Origin of the sequence: Duganella sp. 1224 (assembly GCF_013408245.1) — a bacterium.
GTDB lineage: Bacteria > Pseudomonadota > Gammaproteobacteria > Burkholderiales > Burkholderiaceae_D > Rugamonas.
Genome location: NZ_JACBYS010000013.1, coordinates 1 through 20,265 on the forward strand (window position 1 = coordinate 1; position 20,265 = coordinate 20,265).

A 20,265-nucleotide genomic window follows, 5' to 3' on the forward strand; every position below is an offset into this window, starting at 1 on the left:
GCATCATCAAGCATGAGCCGCAGGTTAACAGGCTCTTCTTACGTTTACAACACCGCAAAATAAAAATGCCGTTCAGTCTTAACTGAACGGCATTACTCCCGAGGGAGGCTTTTTTGTTGGCCGGCGCGCTTACTTGGCGCTCATCAGCGCCACGGTGGTGTCCAGCATGCGGTTCGAGAAGCCCCACTCGTTGTCGTACCACGACGATACCTTGACCAGCCGGCCCGACACCTTGGTCAGGGTGGCGTCGAAGTTGGACGAGGCCGGGTTGTGGTTGAAGTCGACCGACACCAGCGGCTCGGTGTTGTAGGTCAGCACGCCTTTCAGCGGGCCCTCGGCGGCGGCCTTCATCAGCGCGTTGATTTCATCGACGGTGGTGTCGCGCTTGGCGATGAACGACAGGTCGACGATCGACACGTTGATGGTCGGCACGCGGATGGCGTAGCCGTCCAGCTTGCCGTTCAGCTCCGGCAGCACCAGGCCGACCGCGGCGGCGGCGCCGGTCTTGGTCGGGATCATCGACTGCGTGGCCGAACGGGCGCGGCGCAGGTCTTCGTGCATGACGTCGGTCAGCACCTGGTCGTTGGTGTAGGCGTGGACGGTGGTCATCAGGCCGTTTTCCAGGCCGATGGCGTCGTTCAGCGGCTTGACCAGCGGCGCCAGGCAGTTGGTGGTGCACGAGGCGTTCGAGATCACGGTGTCCGACGCCTTCAGCACGCCGTGGTTGACGCCGTAGACGATGGTGGCGTCGACATCCTTGCCGCCCGGCGCCGAGATGATCACCTTCTTGGCGCCGCCCTTCAGGTGGGCCGAGGCTTTTTCCTTGGTGGTGAAGAAGCCGGTGCACTCCAGCACCACGTCCACGCCGAGGTCGCCCCACGGGATTTCCGCCGGGTTGCGCTGCGCGAACACGCGGATCACGTCGCCGTTCACGATCATGTTGTCGCCGTCCACTTCCACGGTGCCCGGGAACTTGCCGTGGGCGGTGTCGTAGCGGGTCAGGTGGGCATTGGCCTTGGCATCGCCCAGGTCGTTAATCGCCACGATCTGGATGTCTTGCTTCTTGCCGCCTTCGTAGAATGCACGCAGCACATTACGGCCGATACGGCCATAGCCATTGATTGCAACTTTGATCGTCATACTTTGCTCCTGATTAGAAATATTAGTACCGCAATAAGCAATTATAGATTAAGCAATGACCGTTTTGACTTTCGCCACGACGTTGTCCACCGTGAAGCCGAAGTGCTTGAACAGCACCCCCGCCGGGGCCGACTCACCGAAGGTATCGATGCCCACCACCGCGCCTTCCAGACCGACGTACTTGTACCAGAAATCGGTCACGCCCGCCTCGATCGCCACGCGCGGCACGCCCTTGGTCAGCACGCTGGCCTTGTAGGCGGCGTCCTGACGGTCAAACACGTCGGTCGACGGCATCGACACCACGCGCGCGGCGATGCCCTCGGCCGCCAGCGCGGTGGCGGCAGCCTGCGCCAGTTCGATTTCCGAGCCGGTGGCGATCAGCGTCACCTTGGCGTCGGCGACTTCCTTCAGCACGTAGCCGCCGCGCGCGATGTCGGCGATCTGCGCGGCGCTGCGCTCCTGGTACGGCAGGTTCTGGCGCGAGAAGATCAGCGTCGACGGGCCATTCTTGCGCTTGACCGCCTCGCCCCACGCCACCATCGACTCGGTGGTGTCGCACGGCCGCCAGTTGTCCAGGTTGGGGATCAGGCGCAGCGACGACACGTGCTCGACCGACTGGTGGGTCGGGCCGTCCTCGCCCAGGCCGATCGAATCGTGGGTGAACACGAAGATCGAACGCTGCTTCATCAGCGCGGCCATGCGCAGCGCGTTGCGGCTGTAGTCGGCGAAGGTCAGGAAGGTGGCGCCGAACGGGATGTAGCCGCCGTGCAGGGCGACGCCGTTCATGATCGCCGACATGCCGAACTCGCGCACGCCGTAGTTGATGTGGTTGCCGGGCTGGCCGGAACGCACCGGGGTGATTTCCTTCCAGTTGGTCAGGTTGGAGCCGGTCAGGTCGGCCGAGCCGCCGAGGAATTCCGGCAGCACCGGCGCCAGCGCCTGGATGGCGTTCTGGCTGGCCTTGCGGGTGGCGATGTTTTCCTTTTTCTCGACGGTGGCGGCGATGCCGGCGGCCAGCGTCGCCTCGAAGTTGCCCGGCAGCTCGCCGGCCATGCGACGGCTCAGCTCAGCGGCTTCCTGCGGGTATTGGGCGCTGTACTCGGCGAACTTGGCAGCCCAGTCGGCTTCCAGCTGGGCGCCGGCGGCCTTGAAGTCCCAGGCGGCGTAGACGTCGGCCGGCACCTCGAACGGGGCAGCGCTCCAGCCGATGTATTCGCGCACGGCGGCCACTTCCTTGTCGCCCAGCGCGGCGCCGTGCACCTTGTCGCCGCCCTGCAGGTTAGGCGAGCCCTTGCCGATGATGGTCTTGCAGCAGATCAGGGTCGGCTTGCCGGCTTGTTTGGCCGCTTCGATGGCGGCCGAGACGGCGGCCACGTCGTGGCCGTCGACCGCGCGGATCACGTTCCAGCCGTAGGCCTCGAAACGGGCCGGGGTGTCGTCGGTGAACCAGCCTTCCACCTTGCCGTCGATCGAGATGCCGTTGTCGTCGTACAGCGCGATCAGTTTTTTCAGACCCAGCGTACCGGCCAGCGCGCACGCCTCGTGCGAGATGCCCTCCATCAGGCAGCCATCGCCGACGAAGGCGTAGGTATAGTGATCGACCACGTCCAGGCCCGGCTTGTTGAATTCGCTCGCCAGCAGCCACTCGGCCAGCGCCATGCCGACCGCGTTGGCGATGCCCTGGCCCAGCGGGCCGGTGGTGGTTTCCACGCCCGGGGTGTAGCCCACTTCCGGGTGACCCGGGGTCTTCGAGTGCAGCTGGCGGAAGGCCTGGATGTCATCCATGCTCACCGCGTAGCCGCTCAGGTGCAGCAGCGCGTAGTGCAGCATCGAGCCGTGGCCGTTGGACAGCAGGAAGCGGTCGCGGTTGACCCAGCCCGGGTTGGCCGGATTGTGGCGGTAGTGGCCGCTCCACAGCGCAACCGCGATCTCGGCCATGCCCATCGGCATGCCTGGGTGGCCGGAATTGGCCTTCTGGACGGCGTCCATGGCCAGCGCGCGGATCGCATTGGCTTTTTGTGGGTGTTGGGGCGTAAAAGTCATGGTGTGGTCAATCACGGAGTTTGAATGCGTTTGCAGTAGGCCGGCTACTTTCTGAAGCTGGCTATTCTACCAGAGCAGCGTCGCCAGAACGAAAAAGGGCGGCGTCCAGAATGGCACGCCGCCCCTGCTCTCAGGCGCCGGTCAGGCCGGCGCCGATAGCCAACTTAGAACTTCTTGTTGAACTCCGCGGTGAACTTGAACGCGCGTGGCGCAGTGTAGGCCAGCACCGATTCGTACAGCGCGTAACGGGCGTTGTTGGTGTTGTAACGCTCGACCACTTTCTGCGCGGTCTGGTCGTTCAGCACGTTGTACACGTCCACTTTCAGCGACAGGCCTGGCAGGAAGGTCGGACGCCATGCGGCGTTCAGGTCCAGGGTTTTTTCCCATGGCAGACGGCCCACGGTGCCACGTGGCGACGGCACGTTCTTGTCGCCGGTCACGCCGAAGCAGTAGTGCGACGCCGAGTTGTAGTTGTAGTCGGTGCCGATGGTGGTCGGGTTGGTGCCCGAGCACGAACGCGGACGGCCCGAAGCCAGGGTCAGGAAGCCACCGACGGTGATCTGCGGCGTGACTTCATAGAAGCCGAAGGCCTTGATCTGGTGCCGGCGGTCGTTCGGCAGCAGGCCGTCCGAGTACTGCATCAGCTCCTTGTAGTCCCAGGTCTGGGTCGCCGCCACGTCCGGTTGGGCGTTGGTGGTATCCGACAGGGTCTGACCTTCGGTGTTGCCCTTGCTGCGGCCCAGGGTGTAGTTGACCTTGCCATACCAGCCATCGCGGAATGGGTGCTCGGCGAAGAAGTCCAGCGCGGCGTAGGTACGCTTGGCCTTGTCGAAGCCCAGGTCTTCCTTGCTCAGGTGAACGCGGGTGTAGTTCTTGCCGGTGCCTGCGTAGTCAACCAGGAAGTCGTTGGCTTCGCCCGGATTGAACGATGCGCAGCTGAAGCCGCCCCAGTTCGACGTATCGATGTTGTGCTGGGCAGCGTATTTTTCGAATACGCGGGCGTCGCAGAAGTCGTCGATGGTCGATTTCAGGGTACGGTAGGTGGCCTTGACGCCGAAGTTCAGGCTCGGGCTGTAGGCTTTTTCGAAGCCCAGCGTGATCTCATCCTGGTACGACGGCTTCATGTCCAGCGCGGCAACGGTTTTCGGGTCTTTCGCCTGACCGAGTTCGTTGTTGGCCGACAGCGGGTTGGTGATGGCCGTGATGCCGGTCGGCGCGCCGTGCGAGTCGGTGCCGGTGTAGGTAAAGTACTGGGTGGTGTTCAGCGAACCGTTGGCGCCACGCAGAGCGATCACGGTTGGCATCTGCAGCGTGTAACGGCCGGCGCTACCGAAGACCTTCATCGAGTTGTCGCCATTGGCGTCCCACACGGCCGACAGGCGCGGCGCGATCTGGTTCTTCATCTCGATGTACTTGGTGCCGTCCTGGTTGGCGTTGTAGAAGCCTTCACGACGGATACCACCGGTCACCAGCAGTTTTGGCGTGATCTGCCACTGGTCTTCGATGTACTGCGCGTCCTGGCCGGCATAGGCGTTCGACACGGTCGACGTCAGCGTCTTCGACACGTAGTAGCCTTGCGACGCCAGCGCGCCGCGGCCGGCCAGCGCCGGAACGGTGCCGCCTGCAACCGCGAGCGGTTTGGACGGATCGGTCTTCAGGTAGGTCCACAGGGCGCCGCCCGCCAGCGCGTCGCCGGCGTTCAGCGACGACATCGAGTTGTTGTCCAGACCGGCACGCAGCTTGTGGCTGCCCAGCTTGTATTCCAGGTCCAGGCGTTTCGAGATCACGTTATCCTGGGCGCCGTTGTATGGCTGGTTGGTGCTGAACGGCTGGCCACCCGTGTAGTTCAGGCCGGCGACCTGGTTTTCCGGCGAAGCGGTGACCTGCGCGATGGTTGGATCGTAGCCGGCCGGGGTATAGATGTGGCGCGCACGCGATTTGCCGTACAGCGCGTTGACGGTGAGGTCGTCGGTGATGTTGCCGACGTAGCGCAGGATGTTGGCCTGGCCGCCGTTCGGGTTGAATGGGCCGTATTCCTCGTGGGTCGACGAGTTGACTTTGCTGCCCACGGCGCGGGTCACGTAGTCGTACGAGCGGTACTGGGTGTTGGTCTTCGGCAGGTCACCGATGCCGGTGTATTCCAGGCGATGGTTGTCGGTGATGTTCCAGTCCAGCTTGATGTAGTAGCGCTGGGTGGTGGTCTGGTAGTCGCGCCAGCCGTTCGACGCATTGGTCAGCGCGGTACGGCCATTGTAGACGCCCGACACTTCGTCTTCGGTCTGCTCCAGGGCGACGAAGCCGAACAAGGTATCTTTGATCAGCGGACCGCCAACATAGGCAGAGTACTGGGTCTGTTCGCGGGTATTGTTTTCACGACGGATACGCAGCGTGCCATCGGTGGCAGGGAACACGCCGGTGTTGGAGTAGTACATATCCTTGTAGTGAGCGCGCCAGTCTTTTGGCGTGGTCGAGATCAGGCCACCCACTTCCCAGGTGTTGGTACCGGATTTGGTGGTGATGTTGACCACACCGCCGACCGAACGGCCGAACTCGGCGCCGTAGCCGCCAGTCAGCACCTGGGCCTGGGCGATGGCGCCGAATGGCAGCTCAAAGCCGCCCAGCTGGCTCAGCGGGTTGGTGACCGGGAAACCGTTGATGTAGTACGCATTTTCCGATGCGCCGCCGCCGCCGATACTGGCGCCGGCTGAATAGGTAGGGTCGCCGCGGGTGGTGTTCGGCGCCAGTTGCACAATCGCTTCCACGCTGCGGGCGATCGGCAGTTTGTCCAGTTCGCGCGCGGTGAAAGTGGCGCCGTTGTTGGCGCTGGTCATGTCGATACGGCTGCGACGGCCGCTCACCTGCACGGTCTGTACGCCGCCGCCGAACACGGCTTCCACACCCTGGCCCACCAGGACTTCCAGGTTGGTGGTGGCGCCGGTGGTCGCACCATTCATCAGCGTGGCGCTGTAGCGGCCGACCGGCAGCGAGGTGGCGCTGAACGCGCCGCTGGCGTCCACAGCGGTGGTACGGGTCTGGTTGGTGTCGAGGTTCTTCAGCACAACCGCGGTCGCGCTGCCTGGCGCCACGCGGCCATAAACGGTACCGCTGGCATTCGACTGCGCCATGGCCGGCTGCACAACGGCCATGGTCAACGCTGCCGTGCCAAAGGCGAGCGACAACGCGTTCACAAGAACTGTTTTACGTAACATCATGAGTGTATTCCCAATTTGAATAAATTTTGCCTTGTAGGCAACAATACCCATTCTCTCTCTGTGGAGAGCTCTTACTTACCAACAATTACGGGCGGGTGCTGCCTGCCCATAAATCAATAAAAACACGCGGCAAACAAGTGTGTCAACAATACAACTTTTGTTATGCAATAAAACAACGCGAAACGGAAAAATTGACAGAAAACGTGTTTATTTTATGTAAGAGGGTGGATAAATAATTTATGATGGGACGGCAGATTTCATGCGTTCCTCTCACACAAACACCCACTGTTTGTTCCGCGCAACTTCCGCATATCGATATAAAATTTTCCACGCAAGCAGGTTTTGCCATCTTTTCAGAATAAAATTCTGTGGCCGCGATCCGCGCGAAACCTGCTGGTGCACGCCATCACCTGCCCGCACCAACATGGAATTAATACGCACCAACACAGGGCGTCATTGACCGATAGTTTGCAGCGGTTTCTCGCCGGGGCGGCACCGATTAAAATGGCGGCTCGTCTCTCGATCGGATTCCCATGCCCCGCTTTTACGTTTCCCAGCCGCTGGCGATAGGCCAGCTTGTCGATCTGCCTGAAGCGGTCGCCCACCACGTGCAGGTGCTGCGCCTGGGCCGCGGCGACCTGGTCACCCTGTTCAACGGCGACGGTGGCGAATACACCGCCAGCCTGGGCGAGATCGGCCGCCGCAGTGCCAGCGCCGACATCAAGGCCCACGTGGCGCGCGAGGCCGAGTTGCCGTTTGCCATTACCCTGGCGCAAGCCCTGCCCGAGGGCAGCAAGATGGACTGGATCATCGAAAAGGCGATTGAACTGGGCGTGTCGGGCTTCCAGCCGCTGGCGGCGCAACGCTGCGTGGTGAAACTGTCGGCCGAGCGGGCCGAGAAAAAACTGGACCACTGGCGCGGCATCATTGTCGCTGCCGCCGAGCAGAGCGGCCGCAACCGGCTGGCCCAACTGGCGCCCCCGCAAGACTATAAACAGTGGATCACCCAGCAGGACCTGCACCGCCGCATCATCCTGACGCCGCGCGCCGAGCACTCGCTGGCCAGCTGGGCGCGCCACCAGGCACCGCAGGCGGTAACCCTGGTGGTTGGCCCCGAAGGCGGTCTCAGCGAGCAGGAAGAAGCGCTGGCGCTGCGCCACGGCGCCTTGCCGCTGGCGATGGGACCGCGCATCCTGCGCACCGAGACGGCGGCGTTGATGGCGGTGTCGGTGCTGAGCGCGGCGTGGGGCGGGCTGGCCTGAACTGACGCCGCCGCGGCTGCTCAGGGTAAAATACCGTTTCGCTCTCCGCTAGCTACGGAGCCCTGCAATTTTCGGAACCCTCCACCCATGTTGCGTATCAACGAACTCAAGCTCCCACTCAACCACAGCGAGGAGCAACTGCCGGCCGCCATCTTGGCGCGCCTGGACATCCCCGCCGCCGACCTGCGCGGCTACACCGTCTACAAGCGCAGCTACGACGCGCGCAAGAAAACCGCCATCGTGCTGATCTACTCGCTGGACGTCGACGTCGCCAACGAGGCGGCCGTGCTGCAGCGCCTGCAGCATGACGTGCACCTGATGCCCTCGCCCGACACCTCGTACAAATTCGTCGCCGACGGCCAGGCCATCGCCGCCCGCGCCGATTTCCAGCGCCCGGTGGTGATCGGCATCGGCCCGTGCGGCCTGCTGGCGGCGCTGATCCTGGCGCAGATGGGCCTGCGCCCCATCATCGTCGAGCGCGGCAAGATCGTGCGCGAGCGCACCGTTGACACCTTCGGCTTCTGGCGCCAGCGCAAGCTCAACCCGGAATCGAACGTGCAATTCGGCGAAGGCGGCGCCGGCACCTTCTCGGACGGCAAGCTGTACAGCCAGATCAAGGACCCGAAACACTACGGCCGCAAGGTGCTGACCGAGTTCGTCAAGGCCGGCGCGCCGGAGGAAATCATCTACGTCAGCAAGCCGCACATTGGCACCTTCCGCCTGGTCAAGATGGTCGAGTCGATGCGCGAGACGATCGAGGCGCTGGGCGGCGAATACCGCTTTGAAAGCAAGGTCACCGACATCGACATCGAGGACACGGCCGACGGCCGCCAGGTGCGCGGCATCGTGCTGCAGAGCGGCGAGCGCATCGCCACCAACCACGTGGTGCTGGCCATCGGCCACAGCGCGCGCGACACCTTCGAAATGCTGTACGAGCGCGGCGTCTACATCGAGGCCAAACCGTTCTCGATCGGCTTCCGCGTCGAGCACCCGCAATCGCTGATCGACGCCTGCCGCTTCGGCCCCAACGCCGGCCACCCGATCCTGGGCGCGGCCGACTACAAGCTGGTGCACCACGCCTCGAACGGCCGCGCGGTGTACAGCTTCTGCATGTGCCCGGGCGGCACGGTGGTGGCGGCGGCGTCCGAGCCGGGCCGCGTGGTCACCAACGGCATGAGCCAGTATTCGCGCAACGAGCGCAACGCCAACAGCGCCATCGTGGTCAGCATTTCGCCGGAAGTCGATTATCCGGGCCATCCGCTGGCCGGCGTCGCCTTCCAGCGCGACCTGGAAGAGAAGGCGTTCAAGCTGGGCGGCGGCACCTACAACGCCCCCGGCCAGCTGATGGGCGACTTCGTGGCCGGCCGCGCCTCGACCGACTTTGGCGCGGTGACGCCGTCGTACAAGCCGGGCATCACGCTGACCGACCTGGCGCAGATCCTGCCGGAGTTCGCGGTGACGGCGCTGCGCGAGGCCTTCCCGGCGTTCGACAAGCAGATCAAGGGCTACTTCAAGCACGACGCCGTGCTGACCGGGCTGGAAACGCGCACCTCGTCGCCGATCCGCATCAAGCGCGACGACGACACGCTGCAGAGCCTGAACACGCGCGGCCTGTTCCCGGCCGGCGAAGGCGCAGGCTACGCCGGCGGCATCCTGTCGGCCGGCGTCGACGGCATCAAGGTGGCCGAGGCGGTCGCCCTGTCGCTGGCCGCGCAGTAAGCCCAGCTGCTTTTTAATCGCGCACCGGCAGCCGCAGCTTGATGCGGCAGCCGGCGCTGTCGGGCGCGGGGGCGGCCACCGCCACCTGGCCGCCCATCTGGTGCACAATGGTGTAGACGATGTGCATGCCCAGCCCCGAGCCGCCCTGCCCGCGCTTGGTGGTGAAAAACGGTTCGAACACGCGCTCGCGCACCTCGGGCGTCAGGCCGACGCCGTCGTCGGCGAACTCCAGCAGCAGCCAGCGCGCGCCGCCATCCAGCGCCAGCCGCGCGGCCAGCGTCACCCGCCCCGGCCCGCCGTTCGGGTAGCCGTGCTTGGCCGCGTTCATCAGCAGGTTGGACAGCACCTGCGACCAGCGCCCGGCGTCCAGCCGCGTGCGCAAATCCGGCGCGATGTCGACCTCCACCGCGAGGCCCACCTTGCGCAGCTCCGGCCCGTGCGCCGACACCACGCTCAGCGCGTGCTCGCGCAAGCTCACTTCCGACACATGGGTGCTGCCCTGGTCCACCGCCAGTTGCTTGAAGTTGCCGATCAGGTCGGCCGCGCGCGCCAGGTTGCGCTCGATCAGCTGGGCGCCCTCGCGCAGCCGCTGCGCCGTCGCCAGCAGCTCGGAGCGGCTGACGCGCTCGCCGCCGACGCACCGGATCAGGTCGTCGGCGTAGCTGACCATGGTGGAGGCCGCCGTGACGGCGACGCCGATCGGCGTGTTGACCTCGTGCGCCACGCCCGCCACCAGCGTGCCCAGCGCCACCATTTTTTCCTGCTCGACCAGCGTGGCCTGCGCCGCCAGCAAGGCGTCGGTGCGGCGCTGCACGGTGGCCTCCAGCTGCTGCTCGCGGTCCTGGTGCTGCAGCTCGGCGGCGCCGCGGGCGGCGAAGATCGACAGCAGCGACAGCGCCAGCAGCCGCTTGTCCTCGGCCATCGGCCTGGTGTCGATGGCCGACAGGATGCCCAGCGTCTGCCCCTCGGTATCGATCATCGGCATGCCGATGTAGCTCTCGGCCTGCATGTCGACCAGCAGCGTGTCCTGCGGGTAATCGGCCTGGATGCCGCTGCCATGGAAGCACATGCATTGCTCGGTGACGTCCTGGCACGGCGTGTGGCGCAGGCTGTATTCCATGTTGGGCAGGTAGTCGGCGCCGCCCCACACGGCCAGCGTGCGGATGCCCTCGCCGTCCTCCATGGCGATCACGCGGCCGGCGATCACGTAACGCACATCCAGCGCGCGCGCCAGGTCGCGCACCAGGATGCGCAGGAAATCGTCGCCGCGCGCCCGCGCCGTGGAATCGGTAATCGACCGTAGCGCCGCCTCGGCCAGGGCCCGGCCATCTGCCGCATCGAACAGCCTGTTGTGCTCACTCATGGCCTGGCTCCCGCATCGCTCACCGGGCAATTTTAGCGTCAAACCCGTTAACCTTGGTTAATAAAAAACGGTTCTTTAGCACAATTTGTGGTTTATCTACGCAAGACTTTGTATATTAATGTAAAAGTAGTCCCCTTTTAGGGTAAAAAGCGGGCAAAAGTGTTGTTTATTATGCTGACATTCCATCTTGTCAATTGACCGTAGGGTACTTCCAGTGGTTTCATGCTTAGCTTGGATAATTTATAAAGCAATTGTCCTGGCTCGTCTTCCAATGTGACGATGTACAACAACACTCCTAGGAGCTCAATCAATGATGATGGAAACCGCAATCTCGCGTGCAGTGCGCCTGATGTTCTCGGGCAGCGCGGCGCTGATCGGCGCCGGCCTGCTGGCCCAGCCTGCATTCGCACAGGACACCCCTGTGATCCAACGCGTGGAAATTACCGGTTCGTCTGTGAAACGCGTCGACAACGAAACCTCGCTGCCAGTGCAGATCGTCAGCAAGGCTGACATCGCCAAGACCGGTGCCACCAGCACCGAAGAACTGCTGCAGTCGATCTCGGCATTCTCGTCGGCTGGCGGCACCACCAACGCCACCGGCGCCGGCACCTCGACCGGCGGCCTGTCGTCGATCTCGCTGCGCGGCCTGGGCTCGACCCGTACCCTGGTGCTGGTCAACGGCCGCCGCCTGGCCGCCTTCGCTGGTAGCGATGGCGCCTCGGTCAACATCAATGCCATTCCACTGGCCGCCATCGAGCGCGTGGAAATCCTGAAAGACGGCGCCTCGGGCGTGTACGGTTCGGATGCCGTGGCCGGCGTGGTCAACTTCATCCTGTCGAAACGCGTCGAAGGCATTGAAGTGACCGGCACCTACGGCTCGCCGACCGAAAGCGGCGGTGGCCAGAACGGCCGCGCCTCGATCACCGGCGGCTACAACAACGACAAGCTGAGCATCGTTGCGTCGGGCTCGTACGAAAAGGAAAAAGCGCTGTTCGGTCGTGACCGTGACTACGCCAAATCGGCCACCCGCCTGCCCTACTACAATTCGACCGCTACCGGTCTGGGCAACATTCAGGGTTCGTTCACCCCGGGCCCGAACGGCGGTCCTGACGCCGGCTTCAGCAGCGGCGGCTCCGGCTACGGCAACCCGCTGGCAATCGGCGACAAGTGCTCGACCATCAAGATGGCGACCCTGCAAGGCGGCGCCAAAGGCAGCCCATATTGCGCCTACGACAGCGGCCCGGACGTCGGCCTGACCCCGGATCGTGAGCTGTACAACTTCACCAGCAACCTGACCTATCAGATCAACGATAACCACCAGCTGTTCGCTGACGTACTGTACTCGCAGAGCAAGGTCACACAGACCTACCAGCCGTCGCCAGCACGCGCGTCGTTCTTCGAAACCGATGCCCAGTTCGCCGCCCAAGGCGTGGACGCCGCGCTGCTGCTGTACCCGACGAACCCGGTGTACCAGTCGATCGCCGTGCCTTACCTGACCAGCCAGGGCTTCACCTCGCTGATCGGCAAGCCGCTGTCGATCACCTCGCGCGTGTTTGACTTCGGCCCACGCCAGAACGTCGACACCGCCAAGCAAGCCCGCGTGGTGTTCGGCGCCAAAGGCTCGCTGAGCTTCGCCGACTATGAAGTCGCCGTCAGCCACAACGAATCGAAGCTGGAAAGCGCAGTGACCACCGGCTACTTCTCGCAAGTGGCCTACGCCAAGATCATCAACGCCAGCAACTGGAACCCATGGGCACCAGGCGGCGTGCAAACCGGCGCCCTGGCCGACCAGCTGAAGAGCGCAGCCTTCAGCGGCACCTTCCTGAACGCCAAGTCGACCAGCGATGCCTTCGACGCCAAGATCACCGGCGACTTCTGGAACGTGGCCGGCATTACCCCGCAATACGCGTTGGGCCTGCAGTCGCGCAAGGAAAAGTACGTGACCGACCCGAGCGCCGCGTATGAGTCGGGCGACATCTCGGGCCTGGGCGGCTCGGTGGTGCCTATCGACCGCAGCCGTACCGTGAACTCGGCCTTCGGCGAACTGAGCATTCCTGTGCTGAAGTCGCTGGAAGTCAACCTGGCCGCGCGTGATGACAAGTACAACGACGTCGGCAACAGCGCCAACTGGAAGGGTAACTTCCGCTGGCAGCCAATCAAGGAACTGGTGCTGCGCGGTTCGTACGGCACCGGCTTCCGCGCGCCATCGCTGGTGGACCTGTGGACCCCGCAAACGCTGGGTACCTCGGAACAGTTCAACGATCCAGGCACCAAGCAAAACGGCCTGCAGGTGAACTCGCTGACCGGCGGCAACCCGAACCTGAAGCCAGAAAAGTCGAAGCAGTACTCGTTCGGCGTGGTATGGCAGCCAGTGGCGTCGACCAGCATCGGTGTTGACTTCTTCAACATCAACATCCGTGACATCCTGGCCACCCCGTCGGCACAGGAAGTGGTGTCGCGCTTCCGCGCTGGCGACCCGGCCTACGCTGGCCTGGTGACGCTGAACGGCAACGACATCGTCAGCATCAAGCAAACCCTGGCCAACACCGGCAACGCCAACGTGCAGGGTCTGGACGTGTTCGCGAACTGGAAGGATAACTTCAGCTTCGGCAAGCTGGACGTGAACCTGAACGGCACCTACATGGACGACTTCAACCAGACCAGCCCTGGCGGCGACATCTCGCACAAGGTCGGCACCATCGTGGACGGCTCCGGCACTCCGGTCATCGGCGCCCAAAACGGCGGCGTGGTCCTGCGTTGGAAACACCAGTTGGCAGCCACCTGGAGCAATGGTCCATGGGCCACCACCCTGGTGCAGAACTTCCGCACCGGCTACGAAGTGGGCCACGACCTGAACGACAACCGTGTGTTCATCGGCGCCGAAACCATCTACGACGCCAACGTGACCTGGAAAGGCATCAAAAACCTGACCCTGGCGCTGGGCGTGAAGAACCTGTTCGACAAGCAGCCTCAACCGATTGGTACCGCCGTGACCAACCAGTTCCAGGCCGGCTACGACATCAACCAGTACGATCCACGTGGCCGCTTCGTCTACGTGACCGCTGGCTACAAGTTCTAAGCCGTAGCAGCTCCGTAAAAAGCCCGCGCAGCGCCTGCTGCGCGGGCTTTTTTTCTGTTGTGGCCGGCGCAAAACAGTTTTTACCGTGCGCCGCAATCGGCGCCGCCCATCTGATCACGCCTGAGCGCGTGCTCAAGGCCGCCAGACTGATCAAAACCGGCAAGACCTATCCGCTGGCGGTGCCGGTCAGCAAGGACCTGCCTGCCTTCCGCCACCGCAGCTTCAAGCTGTACAACATCCAGCCGGGCGAGCAGGCCGGCAAGACCACCGGCCCCAACCAGTTCACCTTCAAGGACGAACTGGCGGTTGCCTGGACCGGCGTCGGCACGCAGCTCAATGGCATCGGCCACATCGGCATCAACCACGTGTATTACAACGGAAACCGGGCCGAGGACTTCGTCACCGTCGAAGGCGTCAAGAAGCTGGGCGTGGAGAAGGTGCCGCCGCTGGTGGCGCGCGCGGTGGTGCTGGACATGGTGGCGCACTTCGGCGTCGACATCGTCCCCGGCGGCACGGCCATCACCGTGGCCGACATCGAGGCCACGCTGGCGCGCCAGGGGCTCACCATCGAGGCCGGCGACGTGGTGCTGTTCAACACCGGCTGGCTGGAACTGATCGGCAAGGACCACCAGCAATTTCTGGAGGTCGAGCCGGGCATCGACATGGACGCCGCGCGCTGGCTGGCCGCGCGCGACATCGTCGCCTTTGGCGGCGACACCTGGGCGTCCGAAGTCTATCCCAACCCGAGCGGCGAGGAATTCCCGGTCAACCAGTTCATGCTGGCGCAGCGCGGCATCTACAACCTGGAGCTGATCGATACCCGGGCGCTGGTGCGCGACCGCGTGTATGAATGCCTGTTTGTGCTGGGGCAGCCGCTCTACGTCGGCTCCACCCAGGTCAACGTCAATCCGGTGGCCCTGACCTGAGGAACCTCACAGCCAGCCGGCCTTCTTGAAGCGCCGGTGCAGGTACAGGCAGACGCCGACCATGATGGCGATCGCCATCGGGTAGCCGAACTTCCACTCCAGCTCGGGCATGTACTTGAAGTTCATGCCCCACAGGCCGGCGAACGCGGTGACGATGGCGAAGATCGCCGCCCACGCCGCCAGCCGCTTGTTGACTTCGCTTTCCTCGATGGCCACCATCGACAGATTGACCTGGATCGCCGTGGCGATGGTGTCGCGGATGCCGTCCAGCGCGCCGCTGATGCGGTGCAGGTGGTCGTGCACGTCGCGGAAGTATTCCTGCGTGTCGAGGCACATGGATGGCACGCGGCCGCCGTGCAGCCGCCCCATCGCCTCCATCAGCGGCGCCACCACGTGGCGCACCGTCGTCACCTTGCTTTTCAGCTCGTACAGCCGCTGGATGTTGTCGCGCTGCCGGCCCTGGGTGAAGATCAGCTCCTCGATCTTTTCCAACTCGGTTTCCAGCATGTCCAGCACCGGGAAATAGCGGTCCACCACGGCGTCCATCAGCGCGTACAGCACGAAGGCCGGGCCGAGGCGCAGCATGTGCGGCTCCTTCTCGGCGCGCGTGCGCACGCTCTGGAAGCCGTGCTGGCTGCTGCCGTCGCGCGACGACAGCACATAGTTCTGGCCGACGAAAATATCGACCTCGCCCACCGCCACGTCGCCGTCGTGGCACTCGATGGTCTTGACCACCACGAACAGCGAATCGCCGTACTCCTCGATCTTGGGCCGCTGGTGGCCGCGGCTGGCGTCCTCGACGGCCAGCTCGTGCAGGCCGAATTCCTGCTGCATCACCGCCAGCTCGTCCGGCTGGGCGTCGCGCAGCGCCACCCAGACAAAGGTTTCCGGCTGCTCGATATAGTCGCTGATGTCTTCGACCGGAATGTCGGCCAGTTTTTTACCATCCTGGTAGGCCACACAATTAATCAGCATACGTCATCCATAAAATTGCTTTATCAGCCGAGAGCTTACCTCAAGCGCAGCCACGACGTCGGCGTGACGCCGGCGTAACGGGTGAACGCCACGCTGAAGGCGCTGGCCGAGCCGTAGCCGACCTGCTCCGCCACGGCGGCGACGCTGGCCTGCCGCCGCAGCAGCTGCTTGGCGCGCGCCATGCGCCAGCGCAGCAGATAGGCCATCGGCGCCACGCCGACGGCGGCGCTGAAGCGCTCGAAGAACGCCGAGCGCGACAGTGCCGCCTCCCTGGCCAGCTGCGCCACCGTCCACGGCCGCGCGCTGTCCTCGTGCATGCGGCGCAGCGCCACCGCCAGCCGCTCGTCGGCCAGGCCGCGCAGCAGGCCGGGCGCGCCGGCGGTGACGGCGGCCGAGCGCAGCGCCTCGATCAGCAGCACTTCCAGCAGATGCGACAGCACCAGCGCGCGTCCCGGCCGCTTGGCACGTGACTCGTCGCGCACCAGTTGCACCAGCGTGGCCAGGCGCTGCTCGCCGCGAATATGGATCAGCTGCGGCAGCAGCGACACCAGCAGCGCCGCGTCCGGCGAGTCGAAGGTGCAGTGGCCGACCAGCAGCACCGTCTCGGCCGGCGCGTCGGCGGCGCCCAGGCGGAAGGCGCCGTCGGCCAACGGCAGCGGCGGCGGGTCGTCGGCCGCGGCCGGCGGTGGCAGCGGGCTGGTCATGGCGAACTCGTGCGACTCGGGGATCAGCACAAAATCGCCCTGCGCCAGCGGCAACGGCGCCCGCCCGCTGATCGTCAGCAGGCTGGCGCCCTCCAGCACCACGCAGTAAAACGGCTGGCCCGCGTGCGAGCGCCGCACCCGCCAGGCGCCGGCGCCGCTGACCACCTTGGACAACTGCGCACGTGGTTGCAATAGTGTCACCACCTCGGCCAGTGGATCGATCATGTCTGGACTCTCGCAAATGAAACATGGACTGCTGATTGTAGCAAGTCCGGCAGTGGCGCACTACAGTGGAGTCACTCAACTCAAGGAGCTCGCATGAAAACGATTTTGATTACTGGCTGCTCATCCGGCTTTGGCCTGGCGACCGCCCGCTATTTCCTCGACCGTGACTGGAACGTCATCGCCACCATGCGCACGCCGCGCGCGGACCTGCTGCCGGCCTCGCCGCGCTTGCGGGTGCTGGAACTGGATGTGGCCGACGCCGGCAGCATCGCGCGGCTGGTCGCGGAGGCCGGCCCGGTGGATGTACTGGTCAACAACGCCGGCATCGGCGCGCTGGGGGCGCTGGAAGGCGTCGACATGGCGACCGTGCGCGCGGTGTTCGACACCAATGTGTTCGGCACCATTGCCATGACGCAGGCGGTGCTGCCGCAGTTCCGCCAGCGGCGCGCGGGGGTGGTCATCAATGTCACGTCCAGCGTGACGCTGAAGCCGTTGCCGCTGTTGTCGGTGTACACCGGAAGCAAGGCGGCGGTGAATGCATTTACCGAATCGCTGGCGCTGGAGTTGGCGTCGTTCAATGTGCGCGCGCACCTGGTGCTGCCGGGACGTGCGCCGTCCACCAGCTTTGGGGCGAACGCGAAGCAGCGGCTGCAAATGCACCCGGCCTACGAGGAACTGACGCAACGTGTGTTTGAAGGATGGGCGCAGTCCACGGAAGCGGTCACCGAGGCTGGCGATGTCGTGGAAGCGATATGGCGCGCGGCAACAGACCCCGCGGCGCCGATGCGCATTCCCGCCGGCGCGGACGCGGTGGCCCTGACGGGGTAAGGCGGTTCACGCGCGACCGCTGCGGCACAGTTTACCCCGCACTGCGGCGCGCAGGGTCAGACCCCGTACGGGGTCTGACCCTATCCCTCCGGGGTTGGCGTTAGCGCTCAATCATCCTTGGCGCCGTCGATGCCGAGCTCGGCGATCTTGCGGGTGATGGTGTTGCGGCCGATGCCCAGCCGCACCGCCGCATCGTTCTTGCGCCCGTGCGTGTGCTTCAGCGCGGTACGAATCAGCGCCGACTCGAACTGCCGTCCCAGCACCGCCATCACCTCCTGCTGGCCGCCGCTCAACATGCTGGCGGCCTGCATCTCCAGCAAACTCAACCACGCATCCGGCGACGCGCTGGCCGGCGCTTCGGCCGCCGCCACCGGCGTCACGGTGCCGTGGTGCTGCTGCACGCTATAGCCCTCGGCCTGCGCCAGCGCCGGCGCCGCCGCGCCACCGCCCTGCTCTTGCGACAGCTCCAGCGGCAGATCCTTGATCTCCACCGTCTGCCCCGGCGCCATCACGGTGATCCAGTTGCACAGATTCTCCAGCTGACGCACATTGCCCGGCAACTCCAGCCCGCACAGGAACTGCAGCGCGGCGTCGCTCATGCGCTTGGCTTCCACGCCTAATTGTTTCGCGCTCTGCACCAGGAAGTGACGCACCAAAATAGGGATGTCCTCGCGCCGCTCCCTCAAACTGGGCAGGCGCAGCCGGATCACGTTCAGGCGGTGGAACAAGTCCTCGCGGAACAGGCCATCGCGCACGCGCTGTTCCAGGTTCTGGTGGGTGGCGGTAATCACGCGCACATTGGCCTTCAGCGGCTGGTGGCCGCCAACGCGGTAGAAATGGCCGTCCGACAGCACGCGCAGCAAGCGCGTTTGCAAATCGAACGGCATGTCGCCGATCTCGTCGAGGAACAGCGTGCCGCCCTCGGCCTGCTCGAAGCGGCCGCGGCGCGTGGTCTGGGCGCCGGTGAAGGCGCCGCGCTCGTGGCCGAACAGTTCGGACTCCAGCAAGTCCTTGGGAATCGCCGCCGTGTTGAGCGCGATGAACGGCTGCGCCGCGCGCGGCGAGTGCTTGTGCAGCGCGCGCGCCACCAGCTCCTTGCCGGAGCCGGACTCGCCGGTGATCAGCACCGTCACGTTGGATTGCGACAGGCGGCCGATGGCGCGGAACACTTCCTGCATTGCTGGCGCCTGGCCGAGAATTTCCGGCGTCTCGGCCGGGCCCGATTCAACGCTGGTTTCGCGCAGGCTCTCGTCCAGCGCGCGGCGGATCAGTTCCACGGCCTTGTCGATGTCGAACGGCTTGGCCAGGTATTCAAAGGCACCGCCCTGGAAGGCCGCCACCGCCGAATCGAGGTCGGAGAAGGCGGTGATGATGATGACCGGCAGGCCCGGGAAGCGCGACTTCACCAGCTGCAGCAGGTCGAGGCCGGAATCGCCCGGCATGCGGATGTCGGACACCAGCACCTGTGGCGTCTCGTATTCCAGCGCGGCGATGGCGTCGCGCGCGTTGGCAAAACTCTTGGTGGCCAGGTTTTCCCTGGCCAGTGCTTTTTCCAGTACCCAGCGGATCGATTCGTCGTCGTCTACTATCCAGATTGGCTTCATGTGTTTTATGTATTTTCCGCGAGGATCGTCAATCAACGGAGACGGACCGCAATGCCCGCCGCGGCTTATGGCAACGGCAGCAAAATACGGAAATCCGTACATCCAGGCCGGCTCTCGCACTCGATCACGCCCATGTGCTGCTGCACGAAGGTCTGCGCCAAGGTCAGCCCCAGGCCGCTGCCGCCTTCCCTGCCGGATACCAGCGGGTAAAAGATGCGGTCGCGGATCTGGGGTGCGATACCCGGTCCATTGTCGATGATATGCAAGTCTAATGCCAGCCCGTAGCGGACCTTGGCCAGCGTGACCTGGCGCGCCACCCGCGTCTTGAACACGATCTGGGCGTCGCCGGCCTCGATCTGCGCCGACAGCGCCTGCGCGGCGTTGTGCGCGATGTTGAGCACGGTCTGGATCAGCTGCTCCTTGTCGCCGCGGAACTCGGGAATCGAGGCGTCGTAGTCGCGCAAAATGGTCAGGCCGGACGGGAACTCGGCCAGCATCAGGCTGCGCACGCGCTCCAGCACCTCGTGGATGTTGACGTCGCCGACGATGTGCGGCCGGCGGTGCGGCGCCAGCAGGCGGTCCACCAGCGTCTGCAGGCGGTCGGCCTCCTTGATGATGACCTGGGTGTACTCGCGCAGCTGCACCGCGTGCGCGCCCGGCAGCTCCATCTCCAGCAACTGCGCGGCGCCGCGGATGCCGCCCAGCGGGTTCTTGATCTCGTGCGCCAGGTTGCGGATCAGCTCCTTGTTGACCTGGCTCTGGTCGAGGATGCGTTCCTCGCGGTCCAGCTTGAGGTGCTGCTGGTTTTCGCGCAGCTCGATCAGCACGCCGCCGGCAGGCTCCTCCACCGCCGACACCATGCTGTGCACGTGCAGCGGCTCGCGGCCGGCGCGCTCCAGCGCCAGGTCCTGGCGCAGGTCGGAAAACTTGTGTTCGCGCGCCTGTGCGCAGATGTGCTCCAGCTCGTCGGGATTGACGAACTGCGCGCTCAGCTTCTGGCGCGACAGCGCCTTCAGCGAGCTTTCCAGCAGGTTCTCGGCGGCCGCGTTGGCGTAGGCGATGTGGCCGTCGGCGTCCAGCAGCACCACGGCCGAGGCCAGCAATTCCAAGCCGGCCAGCGCCGGCGGACGGTGGATGGCGGCTGCCGCGCGGGCGGCGATCTTGTTGACTAGGCTCATAATTAAC

General features: G+C 64.7%; 12 protein-coding genes and 1 pseudogene. 5 read left to right on the top strand and 8 right to left on the bottom strand.

What is annotated here, in order from left to right:
- Window positions 1–129: 129 nt before the first annotated feature.
- The 3 genes from gap to FHW58_RS26920 form a co-directional block, all read right to left on the bottom strand.
- On the bottom strand, window positions 130–1,140 hold the full coding sequence (gap, locus tag FHW58_RS26910) for a type I glyceraldehyde-3-phosphate dehydrogenase (protein WP_176646406.1): 1,011 nt from the start codon (window positions 1,138–1,140) through the stop codon (window positions 130–132).
- A 48-nt stretch (window positions 1,141–1,188) separates the two neighbouring features.
- Complete coding sequence (tkt, locus tag FHW58_RS26915) at window positions 1,189–3,183, bottom strand: transketolase (protein WP_179676269.1); 1,995 nt, start codon at window positions 3,181–3,183, stop codon at window positions 1,189–1,191.
- A gap of 164 nt (window positions 3,184–3,347) precedes the next feature.
- The gene (locus tag FHW58_RS26920; protein WP_229265510.1) at window positions 3,348–6,395 is read right to left on the bottom strand and encodes a TonB-dependent receptor plug domain-containing protein; all 3,048 of its coding nucleotides are present in this window, start codon (window positions 6,393–6,395) and stop codon (window positions 3,348–3,350) included.
- A gap of 533 nt (window positions 6,396–6,928) precedes the next feature.
- On the opposite strand from FHW58_RS26920, the gene FHW58_RS26925 reads away from it, so the two are divergent.
- Together FHW58_RS26925 and FHW58_RS26930 are read left to right on the top strand one after the other, a co-directional pair.
- Window positions 6,929–7,657: a 16S rRNA (uracil(1498)-N(3))-methyltransferase gene (locus FHW58_RS26925; RefSeq protein WP_179676270.1), complete on the top strand. Its 729-nt coding sequence runs from the start codon at window positions 6,929–6,931 to the stop codon at window positions 7,655–7,657.
- Window positions 7,658–7,744: 87 nt separating this feature from the next.
- Window positions 7,745–9,376 (top strand): NAD(P)/FAD-dependent oxidoreductase, encoded by a 1,632-nt coding sequence (locus FHW58_RS26930; RefSeq protein ID WP_179676271.1) that lies wholly within the window; start codon window positions 7,745–7,747, stop codon window positions 9,374–9,376.
- Between the two features lie 13 nt (window positions 9,377–9,389).
- Here FHW58_RS26930 and FHW58_RS26935 read toward each other — a convergent pair whose 3' ends face one another.
- The gene (locus FHW58_RS26935) at window positions 9,390–10,739 is read right to left on the bottom strand and encodes a GAF domain-containing sensor histidine kinase (RefSeq protein ID WP_179676272.1); all 1,350 of its coding nucleotides are present in this window, start codon (window positions 10,737–10,739) and stop codon (window positions 9,390–9,392) included.
- Between the two features lie 310 nt (window positions 10,740–11,049).
- Here FHW58_RS26935 and FHW58_RS26940 point away from each other — a divergent pair, with 310 nt between their 5' ends.
- Together FHW58_RS26940 and FHW58_RS26945 are read left to right on the top strand one after the other, a co-directional pair.
- A complete protein-coding gene (locus tag FHW58_RS26940; RefSeq protein ID WP_179676273.1) occupies window positions 11,050–13,818 on the top strand; it encodes a TonB-dependent receptor in 2,769 nt (922 codons plus the stop codon).
- A 92-nt stretch (window positions 13,819–13,910) separates the two neighbouring features.
- Window positions 13,911–14,744, top strand: a pseudogene (locus FHW58_RS26945) (cyclase family protein); the annotation flags it as partial.
- Between the two features lie 6 nt (window positions 14,745–14,750).
- Here FHW58_RS26945 and corA read toward each other — a convergent pair.
- Both corA and FHW58_RS26955 read right to left on the bottom strand, forming a co-directional pair.
- Window positions 14,751–15,719 carry a magnesium/cobalt transporter CorA gene (gene corA / locus FHW58_RS26950; protein ID WP_179676275.1) on the bottom strand — a complete coding sequence of 323 codons (969 nt, stop codon included), beginning with the start codon at window positions 15,717–15,719 and terminating at the stop codon, window positions 14,751–14,753.
- 35 nt (window positions 15,720–15,754) lie between these two features.
- Window positions 15,755–16,648, bottom strand: a complete 894-nt coding sequence (locus FHW58_RS26955) for an AraC family transcriptional regulator (RefSeq protein WP_179676276.1) — start codon at window positions 16,646–16,648, stop codon at window positions 15,755–15,757.
- A gap of 93 nt (window positions 16,649–16,741) precedes the next feature.
- On the opposite strand from FHW58_RS26955, the gene FHW58_RS26960 reads away from it, so the two are divergent.
- Window positions 16,742–17,476 (top strand): SDR family oxidoreductase, encoded by a 735-nt coding sequence (locus FHW58_RS26960; RefSeq protein WP_179676277.1) that lies wholly within the window; start codon window positions 16,742–16,744, stop codon window positions 17,474–17,476.
- 107 nt (window positions 17,477–17,583) lie between these two features.
- On the opposite strand, the gene ntrC is transcribed toward FHW58_RS26960, so the two are convergent.
- Together ntrC and glnL are read right to left on the bottom strand one after the other, a co-directional pair.
- The gene (ntrC, locus tag FHW58_RS26965; RefSeq protein WP_179676278.1) at window positions 17,584–19,080 is read right to left on the bottom strand and encodes a nitrogen regulation protein NR(I); all 1,497 of its coding nucleotides are present in this window, start codon (window positions 19,078–19,080) and stop codon (window positions 17,584–17,586) included.
- A 65-nt stretch (window positions 19,081–19,145) separates the two neighbouring features.
- Window positions 19,146–20,258: a nitrogen regulation protein NR(II) gene (gene glnL / locus FHW58_RS26970; RefSeq protein ID WP_179676279.1), complete on the bottom strand. Its 1,113-nt coding sequence runs from the start codon at window positions 20,256–20,258 to the stop codon at window positions 19,146–19,148.
- Window positions 20,259–20,265 lie beyond the last annotated feature (7 nt).

Coding starts and splice junctions, on each gene's coding strand:
- ntrC (WP_179676278.1), bottom strand. CDS start 19,080: ATGAAGCCAATCTGGATAGTAGACGACGACGAATCGATCCGCTGGGTA.
- FHW58_RS26925 (WP_179676270.1), top strand. CDS start 6,929: ATGCCCCGCTTTTACGTTTCCCAGCCGCTGGCGATAGGCCAGCTTGTC.
- corA (WP_179676275.1), bottom strand. CDS start 15,719: ATGCTGATTAATTGTGTGGCCTACCAGGATGGTAAAAAACTGGCCGAC.
- FHW58_RS26940 (WP_179676273.1), top strand. CDS start 11,050: ATGATGATGGAAACCGCAATCTCGCGTGCAGTGCGCCTGATGTTCTCG.
- glnL (WP_179676279.1), bottom strand. CDS start 20,258: ATGAGCCTAGTCAACAAGATCGCCGCCCGCGCGGCAGCCGCCATCCAC.
- tkt (WP_179676269.1), bottom strand. CDS start 3,183: ATGACTTTTACGCCCCAACACCCACAAAAAGCCAATGCGATCCGCGCG.
- gap (WP_176646406.1), bottom strand. CDS start 1,140: ATGACGATCAAAGTTGCAATCAATGGCTATGGCCGTATCGGCCGTAAT.
- FHW58_RS26935 (WP_179676272.1), bottom strand. CDS start 10,739: ATGAGTGAGCACAACAGGCTGTTCGATGCGGCAGATGGCCGGGCCCTG.
- FHW58_RS26920 (WP_229265510.1), bottom strand. CDS start 6,395: ATGATGTTACGTAAAACAGTTCTTGTGAACGCGTTGTCGCTCGCCTTT.
- FHW58_RS26930 (WP_179676271.1), top strand. CDS start 7,745: ATGTTGCGTATCAACGAACTCAAGCTCCCACTCAACCACAGCGAGGAG.
- FHW58_RS26960 (WP_179676277.1), top strand. CDS start 16,742: ATGAAAACGATTTTGATTACTGGCTGCTCATCCGGCTTTGGCCTGGCG.
- FHW58_RS26955 (WP_179676276.1), bottom strand. CDS start 16,648: ATGATCGATCCACTGGCCGAGGTGGTGACACTATTGCAACCACGTGCG.